Source organism: Bacillus sp. FSL W8-0770, from assembly GCF_038008705.1.
GTDB lineage: Bacteria > Bacillota > Bacilli > Bacillales > Bacillaceae_G > Bacillus_A > Bacillus_A cereus.
Map to the genome: position 1 here is coordinate 4,897,336 of NZ_JBBOZR010000001.1, position 24,922 is coordinate 4,922,257.

The following is a 24,922-nucleotide window of genomic DNA, read 5'->3' on the forward strand; positions in this document are numbered from 1 at the left end:
ACCATTAAATTTAAATCTTTTTTAATATGAACAATTGATCCGCAACACCATAACATTTCTTTTCTTTATTTAACCAAATGTAACGAAAAGAAACATTTGCTCTCTCTCCTTCAAATTTAGGAAACTCAACTTCATACTGATAAACATCATTTGTGCCTTTTCTTTTTACACTCTTAACTTCTTGTTTCCACTGAATTACTTCTCCATCAGTTTGTTCAATCCGTCCCAAGAGATACGTTGGTTTTTTCTTATTCGTAACACCCGTCAAAAAAACATAATAATTTTCTGGTATAACTCCTAATTTCAATTTTTTATTTGAAAGCTTATCCTCTATTAAACTATCATTTTTTTCTATTTGTCCTTGAAAGAAATCATCACCATTTTCACTTTCCAAAAACACTTGTTCAAAAATAGTATTTTTGTTAATTCCTTTTAATTCAATACTTTTCAAATTATCTTTTTCCGTTAAAGTATCTTCAATATGTACAATAGGTTCATCTACTTTCTTTTGACAAGAAACTAAGAAACTAATACTCAATATAAAAAAACAAACTAAAATATATTTTGAAATAAACCTCATTACAGCTCCTCCTATTTTAAAAATGAAATAGCAGGAAAAGTCGTATAATCCGGATTTGAAACTATACGACTTTTTCTAGTACTATAAAATAAATAATTTCTAAATCAATATTCAATGTAAGGTCCACTAGGTCTTACACTATCAGGACTCCAAGCAGTAGGATAAGCATTATTTTCTCTAGAATAACCACCAAATCTCACAGGCACATTTTCCCCATGGATTTCATATGCATAATTTTGAAAAATATATGTTCTACCTGGTATCACTGTTCCTTCATGCTTACCTGAAACATTTACCCATTTTCTATCTTCTGCATTTTTATTTTTATCTGCTTCTGTCCAAACATTGAAAGAACCTCCGCCCTTCTCACTGCTCTTCACACGCATATACATAGAGGTAGGCGTCTCTTTAGGACGTGCATTAGTATAATCATATGGACTCCAAAGTCTAAAGGTAAAATTCACATGGTCATCCCTTGTACTAGCCTTAGCCGGTTCGGTTAAAGCGAAAGTACTAGCTAAAATACCTAACGATAAAACAGATCCAAACATAAAACGACTTTTTTTCTTAATTCCCACTAAAAGCACCTCCGATAATTTGTAGCATTATATTGATTGTATTTTTCCACTGAAGGAACAAAATCAATATAATACAATATTATGGTAACAACACCTCAACACACCTTCAATGGATTTCAGAATATTTAATATTACTTTTACACTTGCGAACATTTCGTTAAATTTTTAAAAACAATACTATATCCCTAGCAAAGAATTACTTGTAAAGGTAGCTATATTCCTATGCTTGTTCCAAATAATAAAGAGTAACTCACCTCTCTAAATTTCGAATTTTCTCCTGCTGTTTTGAGGAAATACCGCCTAAAAATCATTTCTTAATGAAATCGGCTACTTATAAAACTTTTTTAACCTTGCTGCGAAAAATACAAAAAAAGCGCAGCCATTTCGGCTGCGCTTTCGAATTATTATTTAGTTTCGATTAAACCGTATTTCCCATCTTTACGGCCATATACAACATTAGTTTCGTTTGTATCAGCATTTGTGAAGACGAAGAAATTATGTCCTAGCATATCCATTTGTAGGATTGCCTCTTCAACGTCCATCGGTTTTAAATCGAATCGTTTTGTACGTACAAGTTCTAATTCATCTTCTTCTACCTCATCCAAAACAGCTACTGCTTCTGGAAGGATAAAGTTCGTTTTCATAGAACCTTTCTCACGTAACTTACGATTTACTTTTGTTTTATGTTTACGAATTTGTCGCTCAATTTTATCAACTACTAAATCGATAGCAGCGTACATATCGCTATTAGTTTCTTCTGCACGAAGTAATAAATCAGTAAATGGTATTGTTACCTCGACACGTTGCTTGTCAGAGTATACTTTTAAATTAACTTTAATCTCTGGGAATGTATCAAAATAACGCTCTAACTTACTTAGTTTTTTCTCTACATATTCCTTTAATGCTGGAGTTACTTCAATATTTTCACCACGAATGTTGAATTTCATAGATGAATTCCTCCTTTCAAGCCTATGTATTATAATTTCGACATTGGCTTAAAAACTCCTTCTAACTTTTTTAAAAAAATTAGTAGAATTGCAATTTTTTTATCGTTTTTTGTTGAAATGAAAAGATGCATCGTTTCTATCTTTATTTTATCCTATTAACATCGTGAATAACGAATGTTTCTGTGGACAATTCGTTACAGAAAAGAAACAACTTTTTGACAACTTACCCTATAACAAAAACCCCTTGCGAAAAACAAGAGGTTCTACTACATATATATAACGTTGCCACAAACGCAGCTTTCTCTTCCAAAAACAATATCCCCTACAGTTTCACAACATTAGCTGCTTGTGGTCCACGTGCTCCATCTACAATGTCAAACTCTACTTGTTGCCCTTCTTCTAATGACTTATATCCATCTTGTTGAATAGCAGAAAAATGGACAAATACATCGTCACCATCTTCACGCTCAATAAACCCAAATCCCTTTTCTGCATTGAACCATTTCACTCTTCCTTGCATGTTCATTCCATTCCCTTCACTCTAAAAATCAGGGCATTCGCCCCATATTTTGACTATAACGAATGACAACATATGAAGTCAAAGAAGACTTATCGCCTTTTTATTATCCCTTTCGACACTGCCATATTAACTTCTACAAAGTGTCAAACTAGATACTTCTCTTGCCCCTCTTTCATATAACAAACTTCCGATTTGCCTAACTGTAATCCCTGTCGTATACACGTCATCAACGAGTAAAATATGTTGCCCAGAAAACATCTCTTCTCCCTGAAAATAAAAAGGATTGCTTCCTGACACCCTTTCTTTACGTGTCTTCTTACTTTGCTTTTCTGTTTCCCTTCTTCTTAATGATGGATAAGAAATTTTGACAGGCAAACAAGTTGCTAATAACTCAGCTTGATTAAAACCACGTTCAATTTCCCTTCCCTTACTAAGCGGAACAGCGATAACAGTTGAAACATTGGCAAAATGCTTTTGAAATAAATTTTGAAAAGGACGATAAAAAATGTGCACTAACTCTGCATCCCCCCGAAACTTAAACTGCGCTACTATTTCTTTCATCTCATCATCATACATATATAACGAACGGTTTTTAAAAGAACGATACTCCTCCTCTTTCATCCACCTTATACAATCTATACAAATACCGTCTTCTTGAAATGAGGCAGGAACAAATTCTAAAGGCCGCCCACATTCCATGCAAATTTTTCCTATAATATAGGAAAGTTTCTGCTCACATCTATCACATATATATATTTTCTATGACACTTTACAAAAAAAAGTGTACCAACTAATCTTTTCTACAAAACACTCATCACAAAGTAAACAATGCATTAATCGATCAATCCTTGTTCTTTCGCATTTTTATTCATACCTTGAATATGTTTTTTCGCGCGCACCATCGCCTCTGTCTTGCCATAGTGAAAATAAATGACTTCTCCATACGGTGCTTCAAAGCTCCGCCCTGCTCGGCCCGCGATTTGTACGAGCGCACTTTCTGAAAATATTTCTTCTTCCGCCCCTAAAACTGCAACTTGCAAATTTTTCACCGTTACGCCTCGCTCTAAAATTGTCGTTGTAACTAATAATGGGATTTCGCCCTTTCTGAAAGCCGCTACTTTTTCTTTTCTCCCTGGATCTTCTGCATATACACCTTCAATTCGATTGTTTAATGGTTTTAACAACAAGCTTATTTCTTCTATATATCGCACATGGGGGACGAATAAAAAAATAGGGAATTTTTTATTTAAGTATGTTTGTAACCACTGTAGTAAAACTCGAGGAATTCTTTTATGAATGAGGTTTTTTTTCCAATTCCCGCACCAACAAAATAAAGGAACTGGCAAAGGATGACGATGATATCGTCCAGAAACAATAACACCTTTTTGTTTACCTTGTTTAAGTTTTCGCTTCCACGTTTCATCTGGAGTCGCAGTTAAATAAATACGCGCCGCTTTTTCTTTCATCGCTTGTTTTACCGCGTACTGTAACATTTGATCTGCACAATATGGAAAAGCATCTATCTCATCTACAACCATGACATGAAACGCCCTATAATAACGTAATAATTGATGCGTAGTCGCAACGACTAGTACTGCATCTTTTTCTTTATCCACACTCCCTCCATATAAAGCCGCTACCTTTATATATGGAAATACTTCTTGCAATCTCGGTGCTAATTCCAGAACAACATCCGTTCTCGGCGTTGCGATACAAACTCTTTCTCCTTTTTGAAGCGCTTCGTTAATTCCGTAAAACAACATCTCTGTTTTCCCAGCCCCGCATACAGCCCAAATAAAAAATGATTCTTTTTGCTTAATAGCCTCTATAACCCCTTGCGCCGCCAAATTCTGGCCAGTAGACAACGTCCCGTTCCACTGTAACAAATTTGAATTCTTTTCTCTCTTTCTTTCAGCAATCCCGCGAACAAGTACAGCACATTCACTTACTCTCCCCATCGTTATACACTTCCGGCAATATGCGCACACTTTACTGCACCTTTTACATAAAAACGACGCAAATAGCCGCCGATCTACATTTCCGCAGCGTTGGCACATATATTTAGAATTCTTCTTTTTTACACCTTGTACACATACGATCTCTCCCTTCTTTTTCAAATCGTTTAATTCCCTCTGTAAATCTGAAGAAAGTTCTTCTAATAGCAACTGTTTCCCCGCTAGCATCAACAATCACCTCCAGCACTACTATAAACCTTTCTCATCATCTCGTAAAAACTTAAAAAAGCCGATAACCTACTTATAAAATAGTAAGCTATCGACTTTATACACATGTTTTATTCTTTTATAAATCCTAGAATCGACCGTATCCTAAGAAATGTTTTTTGTTATACGAACTGTTAATATCACCGTACGCAATTCCTTTATCGCTAGCATGGATCATTTGGCCATTACCAACGTAAATACCGATGTGAGATGGACCTGCTTTATAAGTACCTTGGAAGAATACTAAGTCTCCTGGTTGTGGGCTATCTACTTTAGAAACTGAGTTCCAGTAACCCCTAACGTCTTGACGACCTACACCAAAGATGTAAGAAATGAATCCACTACAGTCAAAACCACCGTTTGATGGAGATGCACTTCCCCAAACATATGGTAAACCTAAGTAGCTTTGCGCTTTACCAATTACGCCACCCACATTTGGAGCTGGTTTTTTCTCTTCTTGTTTAGGTGCTTCTTTTTTAGGCTCTTCTTTCTTAGGCTCTTCCTTTTTAGGTGCTTCTTTTTTAGGCTCTTCTTTTTGAGCTTGTCCACCATTGTTTGCTGGTGCAGCTTGCTCTGCAGGTGCTTGTGCTGGTTGAGCTTGCGCAGCTTTAGCAGCTTGCTCTGCTTGTTTTTGAGCAGCAGCTTCTTGTGCAGCTTTTGCTTGTGCTTCTTCTTCGGCAATACGTTGTAATTGTAATGCTTGTTTCTCAAGCTCTTTCAATTGACCTTCCGTACTTGTCATTGAAGTTACAACTGTATCCATTTTACCGCTTAAATCGTTTACCGCTGTTGCTTTTTTCTCTTTTTCAGCGTCAAGTTCTTTCTTAGCAGTTTCAATTTGAGCTTGTGCTTCTTTTAATTCTTTTTGTTTTTCTTTTACCGTTGCAACATCTTTTTTTACACTAGCTTGGTCTTCTTGTTGTGTTTTCATGATATCTTCATCAGACTCAAGAATTTTAGAAACAGAAGTTAAACGATCAACTAAATCTGCAACGTTTTTAGAGTTTACAAGAACTTCTGTTACAACGTTCGTATTTGGTTGTTCTTGAAGTGCAACTAAACGCTTTCTTAATAACTCTTCACGTTTTGCAATCTTTGTTTGTAATTCTGCAATATCTTTATTTTTCTTTTCAATTAATTGCTCAGTATCAGCAACTTTTTTCATTGTTTCATCAAGCTTTGCAGCATTCTCTTGAACAGATTTATCTAAACCTTGAATTGTTTTGTTTAAGTCATTCATTTGTTTTTGTAATTCATCACGTTCTTGTTGTTGTTTATGTAAAGTGTCATTTTGCGTGTTAATTTGTGATTTCACATCAGAAATTTTATCTTCTGCAAATACATTTGGTGTTAGCCCAGAAAACATTAATCCTGCAACTAATGCACAAGATGCCATTTTTAGCTTTTTCATTTTATTTTTTACACCGCTTTCTTTTTTCTTTTTCCGTATATAACCTATAAAATTTATACCATAATTCGGGATTTTTTTTGCTAATGTTACGTTTTTGTAAAACAAATGTAATATTATATGTAGCTCTAGCGCAAAATGCGTATATTTTTGTATGTATGTGTAGAAATTTATATACTTTTCTCACTTCTATAAACAAAGAAAAAACGTAAGGAATTCCTTACGTTTTATTAAATATACGAATACAGATGAAATGCTACTTCATCCATTTCTCAGCCCAATTTTGGACCTCATCCATAACACTTTCTAACGCTTTTCCCTTGTCAGTTAAGCCATACTCGATTCGAACTGGTACTTCTGGATAGACATTACGAACTACAATGCCCTCGCTTTCCAATTCCTTTAAACGCTCTGACAACATACGATCGCTCATATTTGGGATAATATCTGCGATTTCTCTAAAACGTTTCGACTCTTCAAGCAAAGATTTAATAATTAAGCCAGTCCACTTCTTACTAAGCAGAGTAAAAGCTGACTCAAACTTTGGACATAAACAAGAATTATGCTCCATATGTTTCACCTCTCTTCTATTATAATATAGTTTCTTGTAAAAAGTAAGTTATAAAACTTTCCTCATTATTTTATTTTACGTACATTTTACCATTTCCAAATATTAACTTGTCAACTAAACGTAACATATCCGTAAAAAAACCCTCTTAAAAAGAGAGCTTTTATATCTTTATTACTTCGTATACCATCCAAGACCTAATGCACCTTCACCTAAGTGCGTACCAATTACAGCTCCAAAATAACCTGTACGAATTGTGACGTGAGGATATTTTGCTTCTAATTCTTTCTTCCATTCATTCGCTTCTTCTTCACGTTGCGCATGAATGATAACTGCTTCCATAGGTACACCTTTACTTGCTTGCTCATCAAAAATTTCAATGATACGTTTTAATGCTTTTTTACGTGTACGAATCTTTTCAAACGGAATAATGATTTTATCTCTAAAATATAAAACTGGCTTCACTTGTAACAGACTGCCGATGAAAGCTTGCGCGCTATTTAATCGACCACCACGTTGTAAATGATGTAAATCATCAACTACAAAATAAGCGTCCATCGTTTTCTTCATTTCATCAAAACGAGCGATAATCTCTTTCGGGTTCTTTCCTTCACTTGCTAACTTTGCACCTTCACGCACATAAAATCCTTGTACTTCACAACTAATTTCAGAGTCATACGTGTATACATCAATACCTTCTACCATCTGTCCAGCTGTCGTTGATGTTTGATATGTACCACTAATTCCACTTGATAGGTGAATACTAATAACTGCATCATAATCTTTAGCTAGTTCTTCATATAGCTCAACAAACTTTCCGATTGCTGGTTGAGAAGTTTTTGGAAGTTCCTCTTGTTCACGTACTTTCACATAAAAATCATCTGCTGAAATTTCAGCTTCTTCTTGATAAGATTCTGTTCCAAACACAACGTTTAATGGAATCATATATATATTGAGTTCATCACGAATTTGCTTCGGTATATATGCCGTACTATCAGTAACAATAGCTATTTTCATTTTCGTACCTGCCTTATAAAAAGTTTTATTTCCTAATTTTACACGAAAACTACAAATGGTGCATCCATACATGAAAATGCCGGTTGAAATTATACCTACCATCTCGACAAATTACAACAAAAAGATAAAATACTCACCAAAAACTTCAGCATATTTAGAAAAAATGTTTGAATATAAAAAGGCTCGCTTTTAAAATGGAAAGTACTAGTCATTTTGATAGATAGGGGCGTACACAAGTGCTATTACAATATTTAACAATCAAAGACTACGGCGAACACGAAATCGTCATTCAAAAATCAAGATTTATTTGTTATATTAGCCGAGCAACGACTGAGGAAGAGGCTCAAGAATTTATACAAAAAATAAAAAAACAACATTGGAATGCAACACATAATTGTTCCGCTTATTTAATTGGCGAACAAGATCATATTCAAAAGGCAAATGATGACGGTGAGCCTAGCGGTACAGCTGGCGTACCAATGTTAGAGGTACTAAAAAAACGCGGACTAAAAGATACCGTCGTCGTCGTAACACGCTATTTTGGTGGCATTAAACTTGGCGCAGGTGGATTAATTCGTGCATATGGAAAGTGTACAAGCGAAGGCATTAATCATGTCGGTGTTGTCCAGCGAAAACTAATGCGTGTGATGCAAACCGAGATTGATTACACATTACTTGGCAAAGTGGAAAATGAATTACGCAATTCAAAATATGCCATTAAAGATATTCATTATCTAGAAAATGTCACATTTGATACGTATGTAGAAGAAGACGGCAAACAAGCATTTACAGATTGGATGATTGAATTAACAAACGGGAAATGTACAATTACAGAAGGAGATATGTTGTACTTAGAACAAGATGTTATCTAAGCATAACCCATTTATCACCTTCAAAGATTAATGTAGTGAATTACTTCCCTACAAATGAACTAACGAACTAAGGAGATTATATATGGAAGAACGTTATTATCATCTCCAAAATAGCAGAATAAAAAAGAAGCGAAGAAGGAAACTTTTCTTCTTCCTTATTTTCGCATTTTTATTTGGCAGCATAGGAGTTTATGTGTTAAATTCTTACTCTTCTCTTATGGGGATGTATAGTGGTTTTACTCGTGAAAAATCGGATTTAAGAAACGAAGATGTAGAAATTACAAAGGAACCTTTTACAATTCTCATTATGGGTATAGAAGATTATGCGACAGATGGTCAAAATGGTCGTACAGACTCATTAATGTTTGCAACAGTCAATCCGAAAACTAAAAAGATTTCGCTTATGAGCATTCCTCGTGATAGCCGCGTTCCGATTGTCGGAAAGGGAAAAGAAGACAAAATTAATGCCGCCCATGCTTACGGTGGAGAGGAAATGGCAATCAAAACTGTAGAAGGTTTTCTAAAAGTTCCTGTAGACCATTATATTAAAATTGATTTCCAAGGCTTTAAAGGTATCGTTGATGCTGTTGGCGGCGTTACCGTTGACGTACCCTTCGATTTCTGGGAGCGCTCTGACGTGGATTACTACAAAAAAATTCAATTTAAGCAAGGACAGCAAAACTTAAACGGTGAAGAAGCACTTGCTTATGTCCGTATGCGAAAGCAAGATCCAAATGGCGATTATGGTCGAGCTGCTAGACAAAGACAATTACTGGCCGCTGTTGCCCAAAAGCTAAACTCCACCTCTACTGTATTTAAAATTAAAGATTTAACAGCTGTCGTTGGAAAATATATAAAAACCGACATTCCTATTTCAGACGGACTTGCTCTTTACAATAAACTTTCTGGATTTGATCCTTCTACAATGCAAACGTTAAAGCTTGAAGGCGAAGACAAAAAGATAGGTGGTATTTATTACTTCCTTCCAGATCCAATCAGTGTAGAAACGGTGCGTAACGAAATTGAAAAAGAATTAGGAGAAAAAGCAAAAAAACCAACTACAAAAAACAACTCAAGTCCTGATTCAAATTCTAATTCTAACGAACAAACAAAAAAAGCAACAAACCAAAATAAAACACCAACTGATCCGCCACCTTCTACAAATGCTCATGCAGAGTGGATTATGCGCAATCAGCCGTAACAAAAAGGCCCAATCTATGCGATTGGGCCTTTTTTATTTACTTATTAAAGTGCTGTAAAATTGCTTCTACAATACGCTCTGATGCACGACCATCACCGTAAGGATTAGATGCTTTCGCCATCTTATCATGAGCTTCTTTATCTGATAACAGCTCATCAGCAAGACCAAAGATTGTCTCTTCGTCTGTTCCTGCTAATTTCAGCGTACCTGCTTCAATACCTTCAGGGCGCTCTGTTGTATCACGAAGAACAAGAACTGGTACACCAAGTGATGGAGCTTCTTCTTGTACACCACCAGAATCCGTTAACATTAAGTATGAACGAGCTGCAACATTGTGGAAATCAATTACATCTAGCGGCTCAATTAAATGAATACGGTTATGTTCACCTAAAATTTCATTTGCTATTTCACGAACAACAGGGTTCATATGAACAGGGTACACAACTTGTACATCTTCATGTTTGTCAACAAGACGCTTAATTGCACGGAACATATTACGCATCGGTTCACCTAAGTTTTCACGGCGGTGAGCTGTCATAAGTACAAGACGATCATTTCCAAGTTTCTCTAGTACAGGATGACTATATGTTTCTTTTACAGTCGTTTGTAGCGCGTCAATCGCTGTATTTCCTGTGATGAAAATACGTGACTCATCTTTATTTTCCTTCTGTAAGTTCGTTGCTGATTTTGCTGTCGGTGAGAAATGAAGATCCGCCATTACACCTGTTAATTGACGATTCATCTCTTCTGGGTATGGAGAATACTTATCCCACGTACGAAGGCCCGCCTCAACATGACCTACTGGAATTTGATTATAAAAAGCAGCTAAACTTGCAATAAATGTTGTTGTTGTATCACCATGTACAAGTACAATATCCGGCTTCGCTTCTTTCATTACTTTATCCAAACCTTCTAAACCACGCGTTGTAACATCAATTAAAGTTTGGCGGTCTTTCATAATATTTAAATCGAAATCTGGCGTAATTCCAAAGATACTTAATACTTGATCTAACATTTGGCGATGTTGTGCTGTTACAGTCACAATCGATTCAATTTTTTCTGGGTGTTTTTGCAACTCTAATACAAGAGGTGCCATTTTAATTGCTTCTGGACGTGTCCCGAAAATTGTCATTACTTTTAAACGTTCAGTCATGTGATTGCCTCTTTTCTTTCACTAATTACAGCTTCTATTATGACATATAAAAATATACATGAGTACATCCCTTTTTAACGCATAACAGAAACTTTTCTATTACAAATACTTTTTCTTCCCACCGAGTAATAATCTATCTTTTGTTTCTTAACATCTTCATCAGTATAACAATTTCTCCCATCAAATAAAATAGGCTCCCTCATAAGTTGTACGTACTTTTCTAACGGATAAGTTTGAATATCTCCCCATTCTGTTACGATAAAAACCGCACTCGCATCTCTAATCGATTCATCTATACATCTACTATATTGTATAGCATCTCCAAATATATTCTTTACATATTGAATTGCTTTTGGGTCATAAAGAACAATATCTGCACCTATATTAATTAATGCTTCTATTATAATAAGAGATGATGCCTCTCTAATATCATCCGTATTCGGTTTAAAGGATGCGCCAAGAACTGCAATCCGCTTTTTATTCATGTTCATAACTTTTTTCGCTTTTTCAATCAATAGCAACTGTTGCTTATTATTTACTTCAATAACTGCTTTTAACAAACGAAAATCATGAGCAACATTTCCCGCAATTTGCACCAGCGCTTTCGTATCTTTCGGAAAACACGATCCTCCGTAGCCAATGCCCGCATTTAAAAAAGATGCACCGATTCTCTTATCCATTCCCATCCCTTTGGCAACATCCAATACATTCGCACCTACCTTCTCACATATATTTGAAATTTCATTAATGAAACTAATCTTTGTAGCTAAAAAGGCATTCGACGCGTATTTAATCATCTCTGCACTTTTAATATCTGTAACATACGTTTCTAAACATAATTCACTATACAAACTCTCTACTCTTCTTGCTACTTCCTTACTATCCGCTCCAATTACAATACGATCTCCATGAAAGAAATCATAAATACCTGAACCTTCACGCAAAAACTCTGGATTCGATACGATATGTACTGTATGCCTCCCTTTTAACTTCTCCTCAATCCATCCCTTCATTACATCATTTGTGCCTACTGGAACTGTACTTTTCGTAACAACAATAATATCGTTCGTCGCATATAATCCAATATCGTTACAAGCACTCTGAATATACGTTAAATCTGCCGTCCCATCTAATAACGGTGGTGTTCCAACTGCAATAAATATAAACTCTACATCATCAAATGCCTCTTCTTTATTTGATGTAAAAGTTAAAGCATTATTCTCATATGCATAATTTATTAATTCATGTAATCTGGCCTCATAAATAGGTAAATCCCCTTGTTTTATCCGTTCAATTTTTTCATCATCTATATCAAAACATGTAACTGAATGCCCTAATTTTGCCAATCCTACTCCTGTAATCAATCCAACATATCCAGTACCTACTATCGTAATTTTCATTTCCTTTTCGCACAGGAATTTACAATAGAAAAGATATGAAATATAGAACTCTCCCTGTGCTTCCCCCTCTCATATTAAAAATGAGAAAACCCTTTTCCTTCTTCATTATATGAATTACTTCCCTTATTTTTTTTAAAGTTTTTGTAAAATTAAATGCACTATAAAGTAAAACTTAATCAGTGAGAATCCGGCTGCCAGTTCACGCGTGATAAATTCCCACATTTTAACACGAAACTTACTCATTTCTACGTGCAACACTTATAATACTGAAATAAAAGTATTCACTATTGAAGAAAAAGAGGAAATGTTACATTCCAAAGCCCAGTAAGATTAACCTTCTTATATGATTCAACATTCTATATACAATTGTCATATATTCTATCCGCTTCCATTAACCGTAAAAAGAAAAAAAGATTGAATTCTAATCTTTTTGTGATACCATATGTTATGAGCCTGTAAATAAACATCATAATTTTCAGATAAATATATTTTCAAAAAAAATTACGTTAGACTATAAAGGGTGGGGTATTAATGGACTCACAAGTGATTTATGCCATTTTGGCATCTTTCATCACTGTACTCGTCGTTACTCCTTTAGTTATTAAATTAGCTTTTAAAATAGGAGCGACAGATAAGCCAAACGCACGTAAAGTGCACCAAAAGATTATGCCACGTCTTGGCGGGTTGGCAATATTTATTGGTGTAGCAGTAGGATTTGTTGTCGGCGGCTTATATGAACAAAGAATGTTATCGATAACGCTAGGTGCGATTATCATTGTAATCATCGGAATTTTAGATGATATGTACGAGTTATCTGCGAGAGTAAAATTCGGTGGACAACTGTTAGTTGCCATTATGATTGTAAAAAGTGGATTATTAGTGCAAGTATTATATATCCCATTCCTTGGGGATACTGAACTTGGATGGCTTGCTTATCCAATTACAGTATTTTGGCTTGTAGGTATTACGAATGCAATCAACTTAATTGACGGCTTAGATGGATTATCTGCTGGGATTTCATCTATCGTACTTGCAACGCTAGCATATATGGCCTTCACTAGCCCATGGGGTACTGGAACAGCTATTATATTGCCACTCGCATTAATTATATTAGCAAGTACAATTGGATTTTTATTCTACAACTTCCATCCAGCAAAAATTTTCATGGGAGATACAGGAGCACTATTTTTAGGATACTGTATTTCTGTTATATCGTTACTTGGATTATACAAAAGTGTAACGTTATTCAGTTTTATCGTTCCAATTATCATTTTAGGTGTACCTATATTTGATACGATATTTGCAATCATCCGTCGTATCGTAAATAAAAAACCTATTTCAGCACCAGATAAATCGCATTTACATCACCGCTTACTTGCAATGGGGTTCTCTCATCGCAAAACGGTACTAATTATATACGCATTCGGTATTTTCTTTAGTGTAAATGCCATTATTTTCACTAGTGCAACGTTATGGCTATCCATTATTCTTCTTTTCGCTTTGATTTTCTTCACAGAAATCATCGCTGAAATAATCGGGCTTGTACATGAACGCTACAAACCAATCATTTCCTTTTATAAAAAAGTGAAAAAACGAGAAGACTAATTGTAGTATAGCCTTTTCAATTATGAAATATTCAAATAGCATCCTCTTTCTTATAAGAGGATGCTATTTTTTATTCTCATTTTATATTTCCAAAATATAGATTGTTTGAGAGTTCCTCTATTGGAGAAAGATATACATAATAAGAAAAGTATCAAGTTTTCTTTTTTACATCTTGATTGTCAAACTGAGGGTGAATGTTATGATCAAGCGAGTATTTCAATGTATTATTTTATTTTTAACGATTACTATGTACGTATCATCTAATACTGAAGCAACAACTGTTATTCCTGCTGAATATCATCCAAATACTGAAACAACTTCTCCTACACAAAAAATTGCGTACTTAACATTTGATGACGGGCCAAACAAATATACTACACAAATTTTAAACATCTTAAAAGAAAAGAACGGAAAAGCAACTTTCTTTGTTATTGGCGGAAAAGTGCCACATTACACAAAAACGATGCAACGATTAATTAAAGAAGGACATTATATCGGGCTCCACAGCATGTCACATGATGTAAAACGCCTTTACACTGGTGACCCTTCCACTTTAATTGCAGAAATGGAGCAAACACAAAGCATTGTCCAGCAAGTTACGAAATTAAATACACATCTCGTTCGCGTTCCATATGGTAGTATGCCTTACTTAAAAAAGAATTACCGTGACGCACTTGTATCGGCCCAGTATAAAATGTGGGATTGGACGATCGATACATACGACTGGAAAAGCTATGACAATCCTTCTGCCATACTCGAAAGAGTACGTAATCAAAGTGATGAACAAGTCGAAGTCATTTTAATGCATGATTCGAGTGTAACCGTACAAATACTGCCAAAAGTAATTGATTATTTACAGTCACAAGGATACAAACTTCTTCCCTATAATCCTTCTTCTCATCTCAAGGTGAATTTTTGGAAAGACACAAGATTGTAACAGCTTTAGTGCCTATGTGCTAAAGCTGTTTTATTTTTCTCTTCCCACCCTTCCCATTTTTGTGTAAAATTTTAAATAGTGATGAAGTTTCGAGGTGAATAGAAATGAAACGAATAAATCTCATTTTTAACGCAATACAAAAAGGCAATTATACAGAAGGTGTAACCGCATCAGAACTCGCTACATTTCTGCAACTAGATCGTGCCAATGTAAGTAGCGATTTAAACAAACTTGTAAAAGATAAACGTTTATTAAAAACAAATACGCGACCTGTTCGTTTTTACATAGAAACGAACACTTCGTTGGAAACGCATTCAAAAGACATAACTTCATTAGATACATTTGCAATTGAAAATACGAGCCTTAAAATTGCAATTGAAAAAGCGAAAGCTTCTATTCTCTATCCTCCAAACGGTATGCATACTTTACTACTGGGAGAAACAGGGGTCGGAAAGTCTATGTTTGCTTCTTTAATGCACGAATATGCAATTGAAGTTGAACAGCTTCCCAAAGATGCACCATTTATCGTCTTTAACTGTGCTGATTACGCAAATAATCCACAGCTACTACTCGGGCAATTATTTGGGATTAAAAAAGGAGCTTATACAGGAGCAAGTGATCAAAAAGGGTTAATTGAAAAAGCACATGAAGGAATTCTTTTCTTAGATGAAGTACATCGCCTGCCTCCAGAGGGACAAGAAATGCTTTTCACCTTTATTGACCGCGGAGTATACCGCCGCCTTGGAGAAACAGAGAACGAACGTAAAGCACAAGTATTAATCATTACTGCAACAACAGAAGAACCAAATTCATTTTTATTAAAAACATTTACAAGACGTATACCAATGACTGTTACGCTGCCACCACTTCGTGAGCGTACACATAAAGAGCGCTTTGCTTTACTACAGCTATTTTTCACAAATGAAGCAATTCGTCTACGAAAAGACATTCACGTTAGCCCAAATGCAATGCGTGCTTTCGTCTTTTACAATTGTCCCAATAACATTGGTCAATTAAAAACAGATGTTCAAATTGCCTGTGCGAAAGCCTATTCTGATTTGGTCACAAAGAAACGTGATTCTGTCTATGTTTCAAGTACAGATTTACCTTGGTATATGAAAGAAGGGTTGTTCATTGAAAGGAAGAGCCGTCACTTATACCAAATACCAAATGAAACATTTGTATTTACAGGTGAGGAAGGTTGGAGTAATCATAAAACAGAAGATGAAAAACGCTCTTCTATTTACGATTATATTGATTATAAATACGAAGAACTTCAAGCACGTGGTATTGAAGAGGAAGAATTAGAATTACTAATAGAAAATGATGTTCAAAGCTTTTTCGTACAATATTTTAACCAAATATCAAAAAAAACAAGCCATGAAAATGTTTTTAAAATTGTGGATCGTAATATCGTTTCCGTATGTGAAAAAATAGCGGAACTTGCTGAAAAGCATTTATCTAAGACGTTTGATGAAAAAGTATTTCTCGCTTTAAGTTTACATGTACAGACAACTCTACAACGTTTACAAAGCGGAAAACAAATACATCACCCACAATTAAATCAAATTCGTACGAAATATAAAGAAGCTTTTTCCGTAGCTATGCAATGCATTCAACTACTGGAGGAAGAATTACAAATAACAATGCCTATTGATGAAGCTGGCTTTTTAACAATGTTCTTCGTTGTTGATCCAATTCCTGCCTCACAAACAGAAGTAAAAGTATTAATATTAGCACACGGTAATGGCATCGCAACTGAAATGGCAAACGTTGCAAACGAACTTCTCGGCATTGAGGAAGTAACCGGTATTGATATGCCGTTACACGAATCACCGAAAGATTTCTTGGAACGTGTGAAAGTGTATATGAAAACACTACAAAATGTAAATGGGCTTCTCTTACTTGTTGATATGGGTTCACTTGCTTATATCGGTGACATATTAGAAACGGAATTCAAAATTCCTGTACGTGTTCTCTCGATGACGAGCACACCACACGCACTAGAAGCAGCTCGAAAAGCTCAGCTCGGTTATTCATTAGATGCGCTGTATGAAACAGTAAAAAATTTAACACCATTTTACTTAAACGTACAAGAAGAAAAGAAAAAACCTCTCTCTCCAATGAAATCTGTTATTTTAACAGCTTGCTTAACTGGTGAAGGAAGTGCTTTAGCTATTCAAAAAATGTTAGAGAACTATTTACGATTTGATAAAGACTTAATTGAAATTATTCCGATTAGTATCGTCCATGAAAAAGATTTAACGAAAATGATTGAGAACATAAAAAAAGAGCGTAACATCATTTGTATCGTCACGAATTTCGATGTGCAAGTACCATGCTTAACATATCATTTCCAAGACATCGTAAACTACACAGCGATTCAGCCCATTCAAGAATTAATTACGTATGAAGAAACATATGCAAAAATGGCGGATATTCTTGAACAACAAATGCAGCGTAACGATGGAGCATTACTAATCAAAACAATTCGTTACGCATTAAATACAATCCAAGAATTAATTTCCTTACAGCTAACTCCTGATAGCTTAATGGGTGTTATTCTGCATATGAGCTGTATGGTTGACCGTCTTCAAAAAGGAGAAAGCCTTCTTCCTCACCCTGATAAAGAGAAAAGAAGACAAGATGAGTACTGGATGTATATGAAAGTAAAAAAAGCGTTGCAACCAATTGAAAATACATTTGAAATACAAATACCAGATGACGAAGTATTTTACGTTATGGACTTCTTTATTAAAAATCAACCTGTGAAAAATTAATCGAGGCAGTTTTTAAAAATATCGACCGTAACGCGAGTTATATCAGCAATTATTGAAATATATCGGCGCAACTCAGATTATATCAGCGATTTTCAAAATATATCGGCGCAACCCAGATTATATCAGCGATTTTCAAAATATATCGGCGCAACTCAGATTATATCAGCGATTTTCAAAATATATCGGCGCAACTCAGATTATATCAGCGATTTTCAAAATATATCGGCGTAACTCAGATTATATCAGCGATTTTCAAAATATATCGGCGTAACTCAGATTATATCAGCGATTTTCAAAATATATCGGCGCAACTCAGATTATATCAGCGATTTTCAAAATATATCGATTTACCGACAATAATTGCTAAAACTAGCACCTTATATAATGAGAAAAGGCTGTTCCAACATATGGACAGCCTTTTCCTCTATTTCTTTACTTTTCTAACTCGCCCTCTTATTTCTCCTCTTTTTTGTGATTTCGTATGGACATTAACATATACATTTGCTTGAATAATTTCTTGAAGTAAATGTACAAATGATTTCCCTTGTAAAGGTCCCTCAAAATCCTCCACATTCACTACACCAGTAATACTTCCCTCGTTCAAGCTAATCCCTTGCTCCAGTGGACCATACAAATATAAAACAACAGGACCAATTTGAGTAGACTTCCCTAAATGAATTTGACACGATGTAACCTTTTCTATATTTTTTAGTATTACTCTGTAATGCAATTTCGTTAAATCATCACTAAAAATAAACTCTGCTACCCCAAAAGCTTCTGTATTTACAGGAGGCACTTCCCTCTTACCTGTTAACCTGGCAAAGAAATGTGTTGTCATAAGGCATTCTCCTTATATAAATTTCCCAGCACTACTTCTACTACTTTATGGTTTAGACATAATCATTTATGACTTTTTCAATTTTAATTACAAAGAAAAGATTCACAAAATCTTTACATTAGATTTGTTCCTTTTGCTTTACCACTTCTTGTATAATGCACATAGCAAAAACATTCTAGGAGGTTATTTTGAAAAAAAACAAATACACCTTTCACACATTATTAGAGATTTTTCTCGTCTCATTTAAATTAGGACTTACTTCATTCGGCGGTCCTGTCGCTCATCTTGGTTATTTCCACCACGAATACGTGCAAAAAAGAAAATGGATGGATGAACGAAGCTATGGAGATTTAGTAGCACTATGTCAATTCCTTCCCGGTCCTGCCAGCAGTCAAGTCGGTATGGGGGTTGGATTATTACGGGGCGGTCTATTAGGAGCTATTATTTCATGGATTGGATTCACTTTACCGTCTGTCCTTGTTTTAGTTTTCTTCGCCTCATTCCTTAATCAGTTCGATCTTGGAAGTGCTGGCTGGATTCATGGACTAAAACTTGTAGCAGTCGCTATTGTCGCTCATGCCATATGGGGAATGGCGCGAAAGTTAACTCCAGATCGAAATCGTGCAACGATTGCGATTGTAACTGCCGCAATCGCCTTATTATGGCCAAGTAGTTGGACACAAGTCATCCTTATTATAATATGTGGCTTTATCGGTTGGTTTTTATATCGCAACCAACCAATTAGCCAATCTCAAAATATAAGAGTACCTATTTCAAAAAAGATAGCAGTTTCTTGCCTCGTCTTATTCTTTGGACTATTACTACTGCTACCAATATTAAGGCCGTTCTCTTATTACATCGCTTTATTTGATAGTTTCTATCGCTCTGGCGCACTTGTATTTGGAGGAGGACACGTCGTGCTGCCCCTTCTTGAAGGTGAGTTCGTACAAAACGGCATGATGACGAAAGAACAGTTCCTAGCTGGATACGGATTAACACAAGCAGTACCAGGACCACTATTTACATTCGCCTCTTATATAGGAGCAGTGTTAAACGGGACGCTTGGGGCAACAATCGCAACAATTGCAATTTTCCTCCCTGCTTTCTTACTCGTTATTGGTGTTTTACCATTTTGGAACAGCGTGAGAAAAATATCATTCATACAAGGCGCACTACTTGGAGTCAATGCCGCTGTTGTCGGTATTTTAATTGCCGCTTTTTACGATCCCATTTGGACGAGTACAATTATAAATGCTTCAGATTTCGTTTTCGCTTCGCTTCTTTTTTGCTTACTAGCTTTTTGGAAAACACCACCTTGGGTTATCGTTATACTTGGAGCTTTTGGCGGATATATTCTATCCATTTTGTAAATAAAAAACGACGGCATGATGTAGCCGTCGTTTTTCTATTAAAACTTCACAAGTTCTATCCCTTCAGGCAACTCACTCTCTGTTAAAATACGCAATTCCTTCACACGATCCATTACGTAAGAAGAACGCTTCACAAGCTCTGGATCAATATAAGCTGGATGAACCATAATTTCTACCGTTTGTTCACCTTGTACTCTTTCTTTTAACTTCACAAAGTAATCTTCCGTCACACCATCCGCATAAAAGTCACTGTAAAATACATCAGAAAATGGATGCACCGCTCTATCTTCCCCACAACGACGAATTGGAACATTATATTTAGCTGCTAATCTCTCAAGAACATCGTGTAAGATCGGTAATCCGTGTACATGATGATGACTATCTAAATGAGTTGGTGTTAATCCGTAAGATAGGAATTTCTCAATTTGAGCAGTCCACTCTCTCTCAACTTCTTCTGGATTTATATTCCCTTCCCTTACAACACTTTGTTTATGAAACGATCCGTCGCTACCTACAAGTGATGGTACGTCTCCAAGAAGTGGCTCCCCTGCTGTTAATACGAGATGTACGCCTACTCCGAGTAGGTTATACTCTTTCGCTAAGCGTACCGCATGCTCTGTTCCTGGCATATTCATCATCATCGTCGTTGAATTTACAAGTCCATTTATATGACCATCAATAATGCCGTAATTTGTACCTTCTGTAAGACCGAAATCATCTGCATTTACAATTAACTTAATCATCATAATACCTCCTAATAGAATAAAAAAAGCGGGCTAAATAGCGCCGCTTTTACTTCTCTACCTTTTTAAAGAACTGTGGAAGATACTCTTTATGTGCTTCCAACATTTCATCTAAAATTTGTTTTGCAACTTTATCTGATGGTACAAGCGGATTGATTGTCATAGCAAGCAGCGCCTTATGATAATCCCCTGTAACAGCAGCTTCAATTGTTGTGCGCTCGAATGATTTAATTTGTTGTACTAAACCGCGAACTGGTACTGGAAGATCTCCAACTGCAATTGGTTTTGGGCCTTCTTTCGTAATAATACAGTTCACTTCAACAGCTGAATCATGTGGTAAGCTTGCAATTGTTCCGTTGTTTCGTGTATTAACAGGCTGGATATCACCTTTATTATTGTAAATAGACGTAATTAAGCTACATGCTGCATCACTATAATAAGCTCCGCCACGTTTTTCTAATTGTGGTGGTTTAATATCTAAATTCGGGTCTTTATATAACTCAAATAAATCATTTTCTAATTGTTTTACTACTTCTGCACGTGTACCTTTTTCAACAGAAGCTTCTTTTTCTTCTTCTAACATTTCACGTGTTTTGTAGTAGTAACGATGGTATGGACATGGAATCGCACGAAGTCCTCGAATAAAGTCTGGCTCCCAGTTAAGCGCTGCGATATTTTCCATCGTAATTTGTTTTTCTGGATCTGTCACAAGCTCTAACACACGGTCCATTACACTTACGCCATCTAAGTATACATCTAGTCCGTATACCATATGATTTAAACCTGCGAAATCAACGTGAACACGACTCGCATCTACTTCAAGTAATCTTGCAAGACCCATACGAATTCCGATTGGAACGTTACATAGACCAACTACTCTTTGAATATTTGTATAACGAAGAACTGCCTCTGTTACCATACCAGCTGGATTTGCAAAGTTAATTAACCATGCATTCGGACAGAGCTCCTCCATATCTTTACAAATATCTAAAATAACAGGAATCGTTCTCAACGCTTTAAATAAACCACCAGGACCATTTGTTTCCTGACCGATTACATCATATTTTAATGGGATTGCTTCATCTTTTGCACGTGCTTCTAATAAACCAACGCGAAGTTGTGTTGTTACGAAGTCTGCATCTTTTAATGCCTCACGGCGATCAAGTGTTAAATGTACCTCGATTGGTAAACCTGATTTTTTCACCATACGTTTCGCTAAGTTACCAACTATTTCCAACTTTTCTTTTCCTGCCTCAATATCTACTAACCAAATTTCACGAACAGGAAGCTCATCATAACGCTTAATAAATCCTTCAATTAACTCTGGTGTATAACTAGATCCACCGCCGATTGTAGCAATTTTAATTCCAGTCATGCTTTATTCCCCTTTCGCTTCAAGCTTTTTATAAAGATCGATAAACTCTGCTGCTAATTCTTTCACTGTAATCGCATTCATTAAATGATCTTGTGCGTGAATTAAAAGAACACTAACCTCTGTTTTTTCTCCTCTTGCTTCTGATTGTATGAGCTCTGTTTGGAAATGATGCGCTTCATTAATCGCTTCTTTCGCCTTTACCATCGCTTCATCTGCTTCTACCATTTTCCCCTGTTTGGCAAATTGAAGTGCCTCCATCGCAAAGCTTCGTGCGTTACCACTATTTAAAATCAATTGGAATGGAATTTGTTCTGCTGTAGTCATCATAATTACCGCCCTCTCTATAAGGTTCAACCGATTTAAATACCCCTTCAGTTTGAACATGTCTATTAAAGTATGAATTTATTAATGATAGTTTAGTGTTCATATAGATGTTTTTCATCTTTTTGAACATGATATAAAGGTAATTATTCTGACGAGCTATAGGAACTCGCCAGAATAATATTTTTTAAAGTGATACTGAATTGTCGCTTCCTTTTGTTTCAGCTTTTGCAGCCTGTACATAAGTACGGTCACACATTAATACGAATGGATAGTAAATTACTACCGCAATAGCAAAGTTCACCACTTGTAGTGCTGCACCAGCGATGCTTCCGCCCGATACAAGATAACCACTAAAGATTGGTGGCATTGTCCATGGAACTAACGCAACTGTTTTTGGTACCCATCCTAAAGTGATTGCTGTATAAGAAGTAATAACTAATACAACTGGTGTAAGTACGAACGGGATAATTAACGTTGGGTTTAATACAATTGGCGTACCGAAAATAACTGGTTCGTTAATATTAAAGAAACCAGGACCGATAGATACACGGCCTACACCGCGAAGCTGCGCACTTTTCGCTACAAGCATTACTGCCACTAAGAATGCTAACGTTGCACCCGATCCCCCGATATATACGTATACATCAAAGAATGGTTTTGTGAAGATATGCGGTACGTCATATGCAGACATACCATCATTAAATAATTTCATATTTTTCTCTAATGCTGGTAAATAGATTGGGTCAATAATCCCCCCAATAATATTTGGACCATGTAATCCGAAGAACCATAATACGTGAATAAGTAGAGCAATAATAATTGCACTTGGTAATGTACCCGCTAAACCTTGTAATGGTAATTGAATTGTTTCAAATACCATTTTATGAATGCTTGTTCCCGCAAGTTTCACAGCTAATTGAATACCTGCTGTTACAATCAAAATAACGAATGCTGGAACTAACGCTGCGAATGATTTCATTACTGCCGGTGGAACACCATCTGGCATTTTAATTGTAATATCCCTTTGAACAAAGAATCTAAACACTTCTGTTACAAGAAGAGCCACTATAATGGAAACGAATAGACCTTGTGCCCCTGTCCACGCTAAATCAATACCGCCTTCTTTTGGCGTTGTCGGAGAAATAATAATTAATGCACCGAATGTAATGATTGCTGCTGACAACGCATCGACGCCGTAAGATTTCGCTAAATTGTAACTTATCCCAACTGCGACTATGAGGGCGAGTATAGCAAAGGAACCAGTCCACATACCGCCACCGACATCTTTCCAAGCGTCACCAAATGTGCCCTTCATAAAGTTTTGGAAAGCATCAATTGGTAAGTTATTTATAAGTACTGCAAATGATCCAACTAAAATAAGAGGCATAACTGCGATAAATCCGTCACGGATTGCAACTAAGTGGCGCTGCGATCCAATTCTACCTGCGACTGGAACTAAATATTTCTCCATAAATGCAATAAACTTTTGCATTTCGCTTCCCCCCTAATTATTTTTTAAGTGTTAATGCGTGATCTAAAACTGCTTCTCCATTCATCATGCCGTAGTGCATTGGATTGATAACGTCGATTCCAACATTTTTCTCGTCAGCAAGCGTTTTCATTGAAGAGAGCATGTAACGAACCTGTGGTCCTAGTAATAACACATCTGCTTGGTCGATATTGTTTTTTACTGCATCCCCAGATACAGCCCAAATCTTTCCTTCTAGACCGCGAGCTTTTGCAGCCGCTTCCATTTTTGTAACTAGTAAACTTGTAGACATCCCTGCTGAACAACATAATAAAATATTCATTTGAAAATCCCCCTTGTGTAGTATAAAAAATTTATGTTTATTTATTTTTCTTTACGCTATTTATTAATGCAATTAGCGTGCCAACTTTTTAAAACCACTAAAATCAGTGCTTTTTCGAGCATTTTCTTTGTGTGTTAACGCTTTCAATTAGTGTGTCGTCCAAAAAACACACAGTGTGTTATAAAACAACACGCTTTTAACACATAACTGTATGAAAATAGATTAGTGTTTAGTCGTCTAGTTGTGTTTAATATGAAAAAACACTAAAAAAACTTTTTCAATGAAAAATAATTCATTATTTTAACCCACTATTTAGTGAAATAAAAAAACCTTGCATAAGCAAGGTTCATTCATCCACCGACATCTTCCTATATAACTCTACAAACTCACTCGCTAATTCTTTCACCGTAATTGCATTCATTAAATGGTCTTGCGCGTGTACCATTAAAAGAGTAACTTCGGTCTTTTCGCCACCAGCCTCTTTCTGGATAAGCTCCGTTTGTACACGGTGCGCCTCCTTTAATTCCTCTAGTGCTTCTTGTAATTTAGCTTCAGCTTCTGTAAACTCCCCACGCTTCGCACAATCAATTGCTTCCATTGAACAACTTCTCGCGTTTCCCCCATGCAAGATTAAATGAAAAGCTTTCGTCTCTATCGTATCCATTGTAGTTCT

General features: G+C 35.9%; 23 protein-coding genes and 1 pseudogene. 6 read left to right on the forward strand and 18 right to left on the reverse strand.

Annotated elements, in window-relative coordinates; genetic code table 11:
* Positions 1–10: 10 nt before the first annotated feature.
* The 9 genes and pseudogenes from NST27_RS25350 to NST27_RS25390 all read right to left on the reverse strand — a co-directional run bounded on the left by NST27_RS25350 (position 11) and on the right by NST27_RS25390 (position 7,840).
* Positions 11–580 (reverse strand): hypothetical protein, encoded by a 570-nt coding sequence (locus tag NST27_RS25350; RefSeq protein ID WP_001211058.1) that lies wholly within the window; start codon positions 578–580, stop codon positions 11–13.
* A gap of 104 nt (positions 581–684) precedes the next feature.
* Positions 685–1,158 (reverse strand): hypothetical protein, encoded by a 474-nt coding sequence (locus NST27_RS25355; protein WP_061662022.1) that lies wholly within the window; start codon positions 1,156–1,158, stop codon positions 685–687.
* 404 nt (positions 1,159–1,562) lie between these two features.
* Positions 1,563–2,105, reverse strand: a complete 543-nt coding sequence (gene hpf / locus NST27_RS25360) for a ribosome hibernation-promoting factor, HPF/YfiA family (protein WP_000671186.1) — start codon at positions 2,103–2,105, stop codon at positions 1,563–1,565.
* Between the two features lie 322 nt (positions 2,106–2,427).
* Entirely contained in the window at positions 2,428–2,625 is a 198-nt protein-coding gene (cspC, locus tag NST27_RS25365) for a cold shock protein CspC (protein ID WP_001990088.1), read from the reverse strand.
* A gap of 126 nt (positions 2,626–2,751) precedes the next feature.
* Positions 2,752–3,459: pseudogene (locus NST27_RS25370) on the reverse strand (ComF family protein).
* Positions 3,459–4,808 (reverse strand): ATP-dependent helicase ComFA, encoded by a 1,350-nt coding sequence (gene comFA / locus NST27_RS25375; protein WP_047387211.1) that lies wholly within the window; start codon positions 4,806–4,808, stop codon positions 3,459–3,461. Before comFA ends, NST27_RS25370 begins: the two are co-directional and overlap by 1 nt.
* Positions 4,809–4,935: 127 nt before the next feature.
* On the reverse strand, positions 4,936–6,363 hold the full coding sequence (locus NST27_RS25380; RefSeq protein WP_000499468.1) for a C40 family peptidase: 1,428 nt from the start codon (positions 6,361–6,363) through the stop codon (positions 4,936–4,938).
* A 148-nt stretch (positions 6,364–6,511) separates the two neighbouring features.
* Positions 6,512–6,826, reverse strand: coding sequence for a winged helix-turn-helix transcriptional regulator (locus NST27_RS25385; protein WP_000400857.1), 315 nt, complete (start codon positions 6,824–6,826; stop codon positions 6,512–6,514).
* Positions 6,827–6,997: 171 nt separating this feature from the next.
* On the reverse strand, positions 6,998–7,840 hold the full coding sequence (locus tag NST27_RS25390) for a DegV family protein (RefSeq protein WP_000684725.1): 843 nt from the start codon (positions 7,838–7,840) through the stop codon (positions 6,998–7,000).
* A 236-nt stretch (positions 7,841–8,076) separates the two neighbouring features.
* Between NST27_RS25390 and NST27_RS25395 the strand changes: the two genes are divergently transcribed.
* Both NST27_RS25395 and NST27_RS25400 read left to right on the forward strand, forming a co-directional pair.
* The gene (locus NST27_RS25395) at positions 8,077–8,712 is read left to right on the forward strand and encodes a YigZ family protein (protein ID WP_000926669.1); all 636 of its coding nucleotides are present in this window, start codon (positions 8,077–8,079) and stop codon (positions 8,710–8,712) included.
* 82 nt (positions 8,713–8,794) lie between these two features.
* A complete protein-coding gene (locus NST27_RS25400) occupies positions 8,795–9,913 on the forward strand; it encodes an LCP family protein (protein ID WP_000392785.1) in 1,119 nt (372 codons plus the stop codon).
* Between the two features lie 37 nt (positions 9,914–9,950).
* Here NST27_RS25400 and wecB read toward each other — a convergent pair whose 3' ends face one another.
* Both wecB and NST27_RS25410 read right to left on the reverse strand, forming a co-directional pair.
* A complete protein-coding gene (wecB, locus tag NST27_RS25405; protein WP_000140145.1) occupies positions 9,951–11,066 on the reverse strand; it encodes a non-hydrolyzing UDP-N-acetylglucosamine 2-epimerase in 1,116 nt (371 codons plus the stop codon).
* A gap of 74 nt (positions 11,067–11,140) precedes the next feature.
* Entirely contained in the window at positions 11,141–12,466 is a 1,326-nt protein-coding gene (locus NST27_RS25410; protein WP_000704919.1) for a UDP-glucose dehydrogenase family protein, read from the reverse strand.
* A 531-nt stretch (positions 12,467–12,997) separates the two neighbouring features.
* On the opposite strand from NST27_RS25410, the gene NST27_RS25415 reads away from it, so the two are divergent.
* The 3 genes from NST27_RS25415 to NST27_RS25425 all read left to right on the forward strand — a co-directional run bounded on the left by NST27_RS25415 (position 12,998) and on the right by NST27_RS25425 (position 17,788).
* On the forward strand, positions 12,998–14,071 hold the full coding sequence (locus NST27_RS25415) for a glycosyltransferase family 4 protein (protein ID WP_000378319.1): 1,074 nt from the start codon (positions 12,998–13,000) through the stop codon (positions 14,069–14,071).
* Positions 14,072–14,270: 199 nt separating this feature from the next.
* Entirely contained in the window at positions 14,271–15,008 is a 738-nt protein-coding gene (locus NST27_RS25420) for a polysaccharide deacetylase family protein (RefSeq protein WP_000597152.1), read from the forward strand.
* A 104-nt stretch (positions 15,009–15,112) separates the two neighbouring features.
* Positions 15,113–17,788: a PRD domain-containing protein gene (locus NST27_RS25425; RefSeq protein ID WP_000822372.1), complete on the forward strand. Its 2,676-nt coding sequence runs from the start codon at positions 15,113–15,115 to the stop codon at positions 17,786–17,788.
* A gap of 424 nt (positions 17,789–18,212) precedes the next feature.
* Here the strand turns inward: NST27_RS25425 and exsM are convergent, their stop codons facing one another.
* A complete protein-coding gene (exsM, locus tag NST27_RS25430; protein ID WP_000207046.1) occupies positions 18,213–18,626 on the reverse strand; it encodes an exosporium regulatory protein ExsM in 414 nt (137 codons plus the stop codon).
* A 188-nt stretch (positions 18,627–18,814) separates the two neighbouring features.
* Between exsM and NST27_RS25435 the strand changes: the two genes are divergently transcribed.
* On the forward strand, positions 18,815–19,996 hold the full coding sequence (locus tag NST27_RS25435) for a chromate transporter (protein ID WP_000739826.1): 1,182 nt from the start codon (positions 18,815–18,817) through the stop codon (positions 19,994–19,996).
* A gap of 38 nt (positions 19,997–20,034) precedes the next feature.
* On the opposite strand, the gene chbG is transcribed toward NST27_RS25435, so the two are convergent.
* The 6 genes from chbG to NST27_RS25465 all read right to left on the reverse strand — a co-directional run bounded on the left by chbG (position 20,035) and on the right by NST27_RS25465 (position 24,913).
* Entirely contained in the window at positions 20,035–20,739 is a 705-nt protein-coding gene (gene chbG, locus NST27_RS25440) for a chitin disaccharide deacetylase (protein WP_000593488.1), read from the reverse strand.
* 49 nt (positions 20,740–20,788) lie between these two features.
* The gene (gene celF, locus NST27_RS25445; RefSeq protein WP_000145762.1) at positions 20,789–22,114 is read right to left on the reverse strand and encodes a 6-phospho-beta-glucosidase; all 1,326 of its coding nucleotides are present in this window, start codon (positions 22,112–22,114) and stop codon (positions 20,789–20,791) included.
* Between the two features lie 3 nt (positions 22,115–22,117).
* Entirely contained in the window at positions 22,118–22,441 is a 324-nt protein-coding gene (locus tag NST27_RS25450) for a PTS lactose/cellobiose transporter subunit IIA (RefSeq protein WP_000989059.1), read from the reverse strand.
* Between the two features lie 181 nt (positions 22,442–22,622).
* Positions 22,623–23,930, reverse strand: coding sequence for a PTS cellobiose transporter subunit IIC (celB, locus tag NST27_RS25455; protein ID WP_001168848.1), 1,308 nt, complete (start codon positions 23,928–23,930; stop codon positions 22,623–22,625).
* Between the two features lie 16 nt (positions 23,931–23,946).
* Positions 23,947–24,249: a PTS sugar transporter subunit IIB gene (locus NST27_RS25460; RefSeq protein ID WP_001023563.1), complete on the reverse strand. Its 303-nt coding sequence runs from the start codon at positions 24,247–24,249 to the stop codon at positions 23,947–23,949.
* 346 nt (positions 24,250–24,595) lie between these two features.
* Positions 24,596–24,913: a PTS lactose/cellobiose transporter subunit IIA gene (locus NST27_RS25465; RefSeq protein WP_000379645.1), complete on the reverse strand. Its 318-nt coding sequence runs from the start codon at positions 24,911–24,913 to the stop codon at positions 24,596–24,598.
* Positions 24,914–24,922 lie beyond the last annotated feature (9 nt).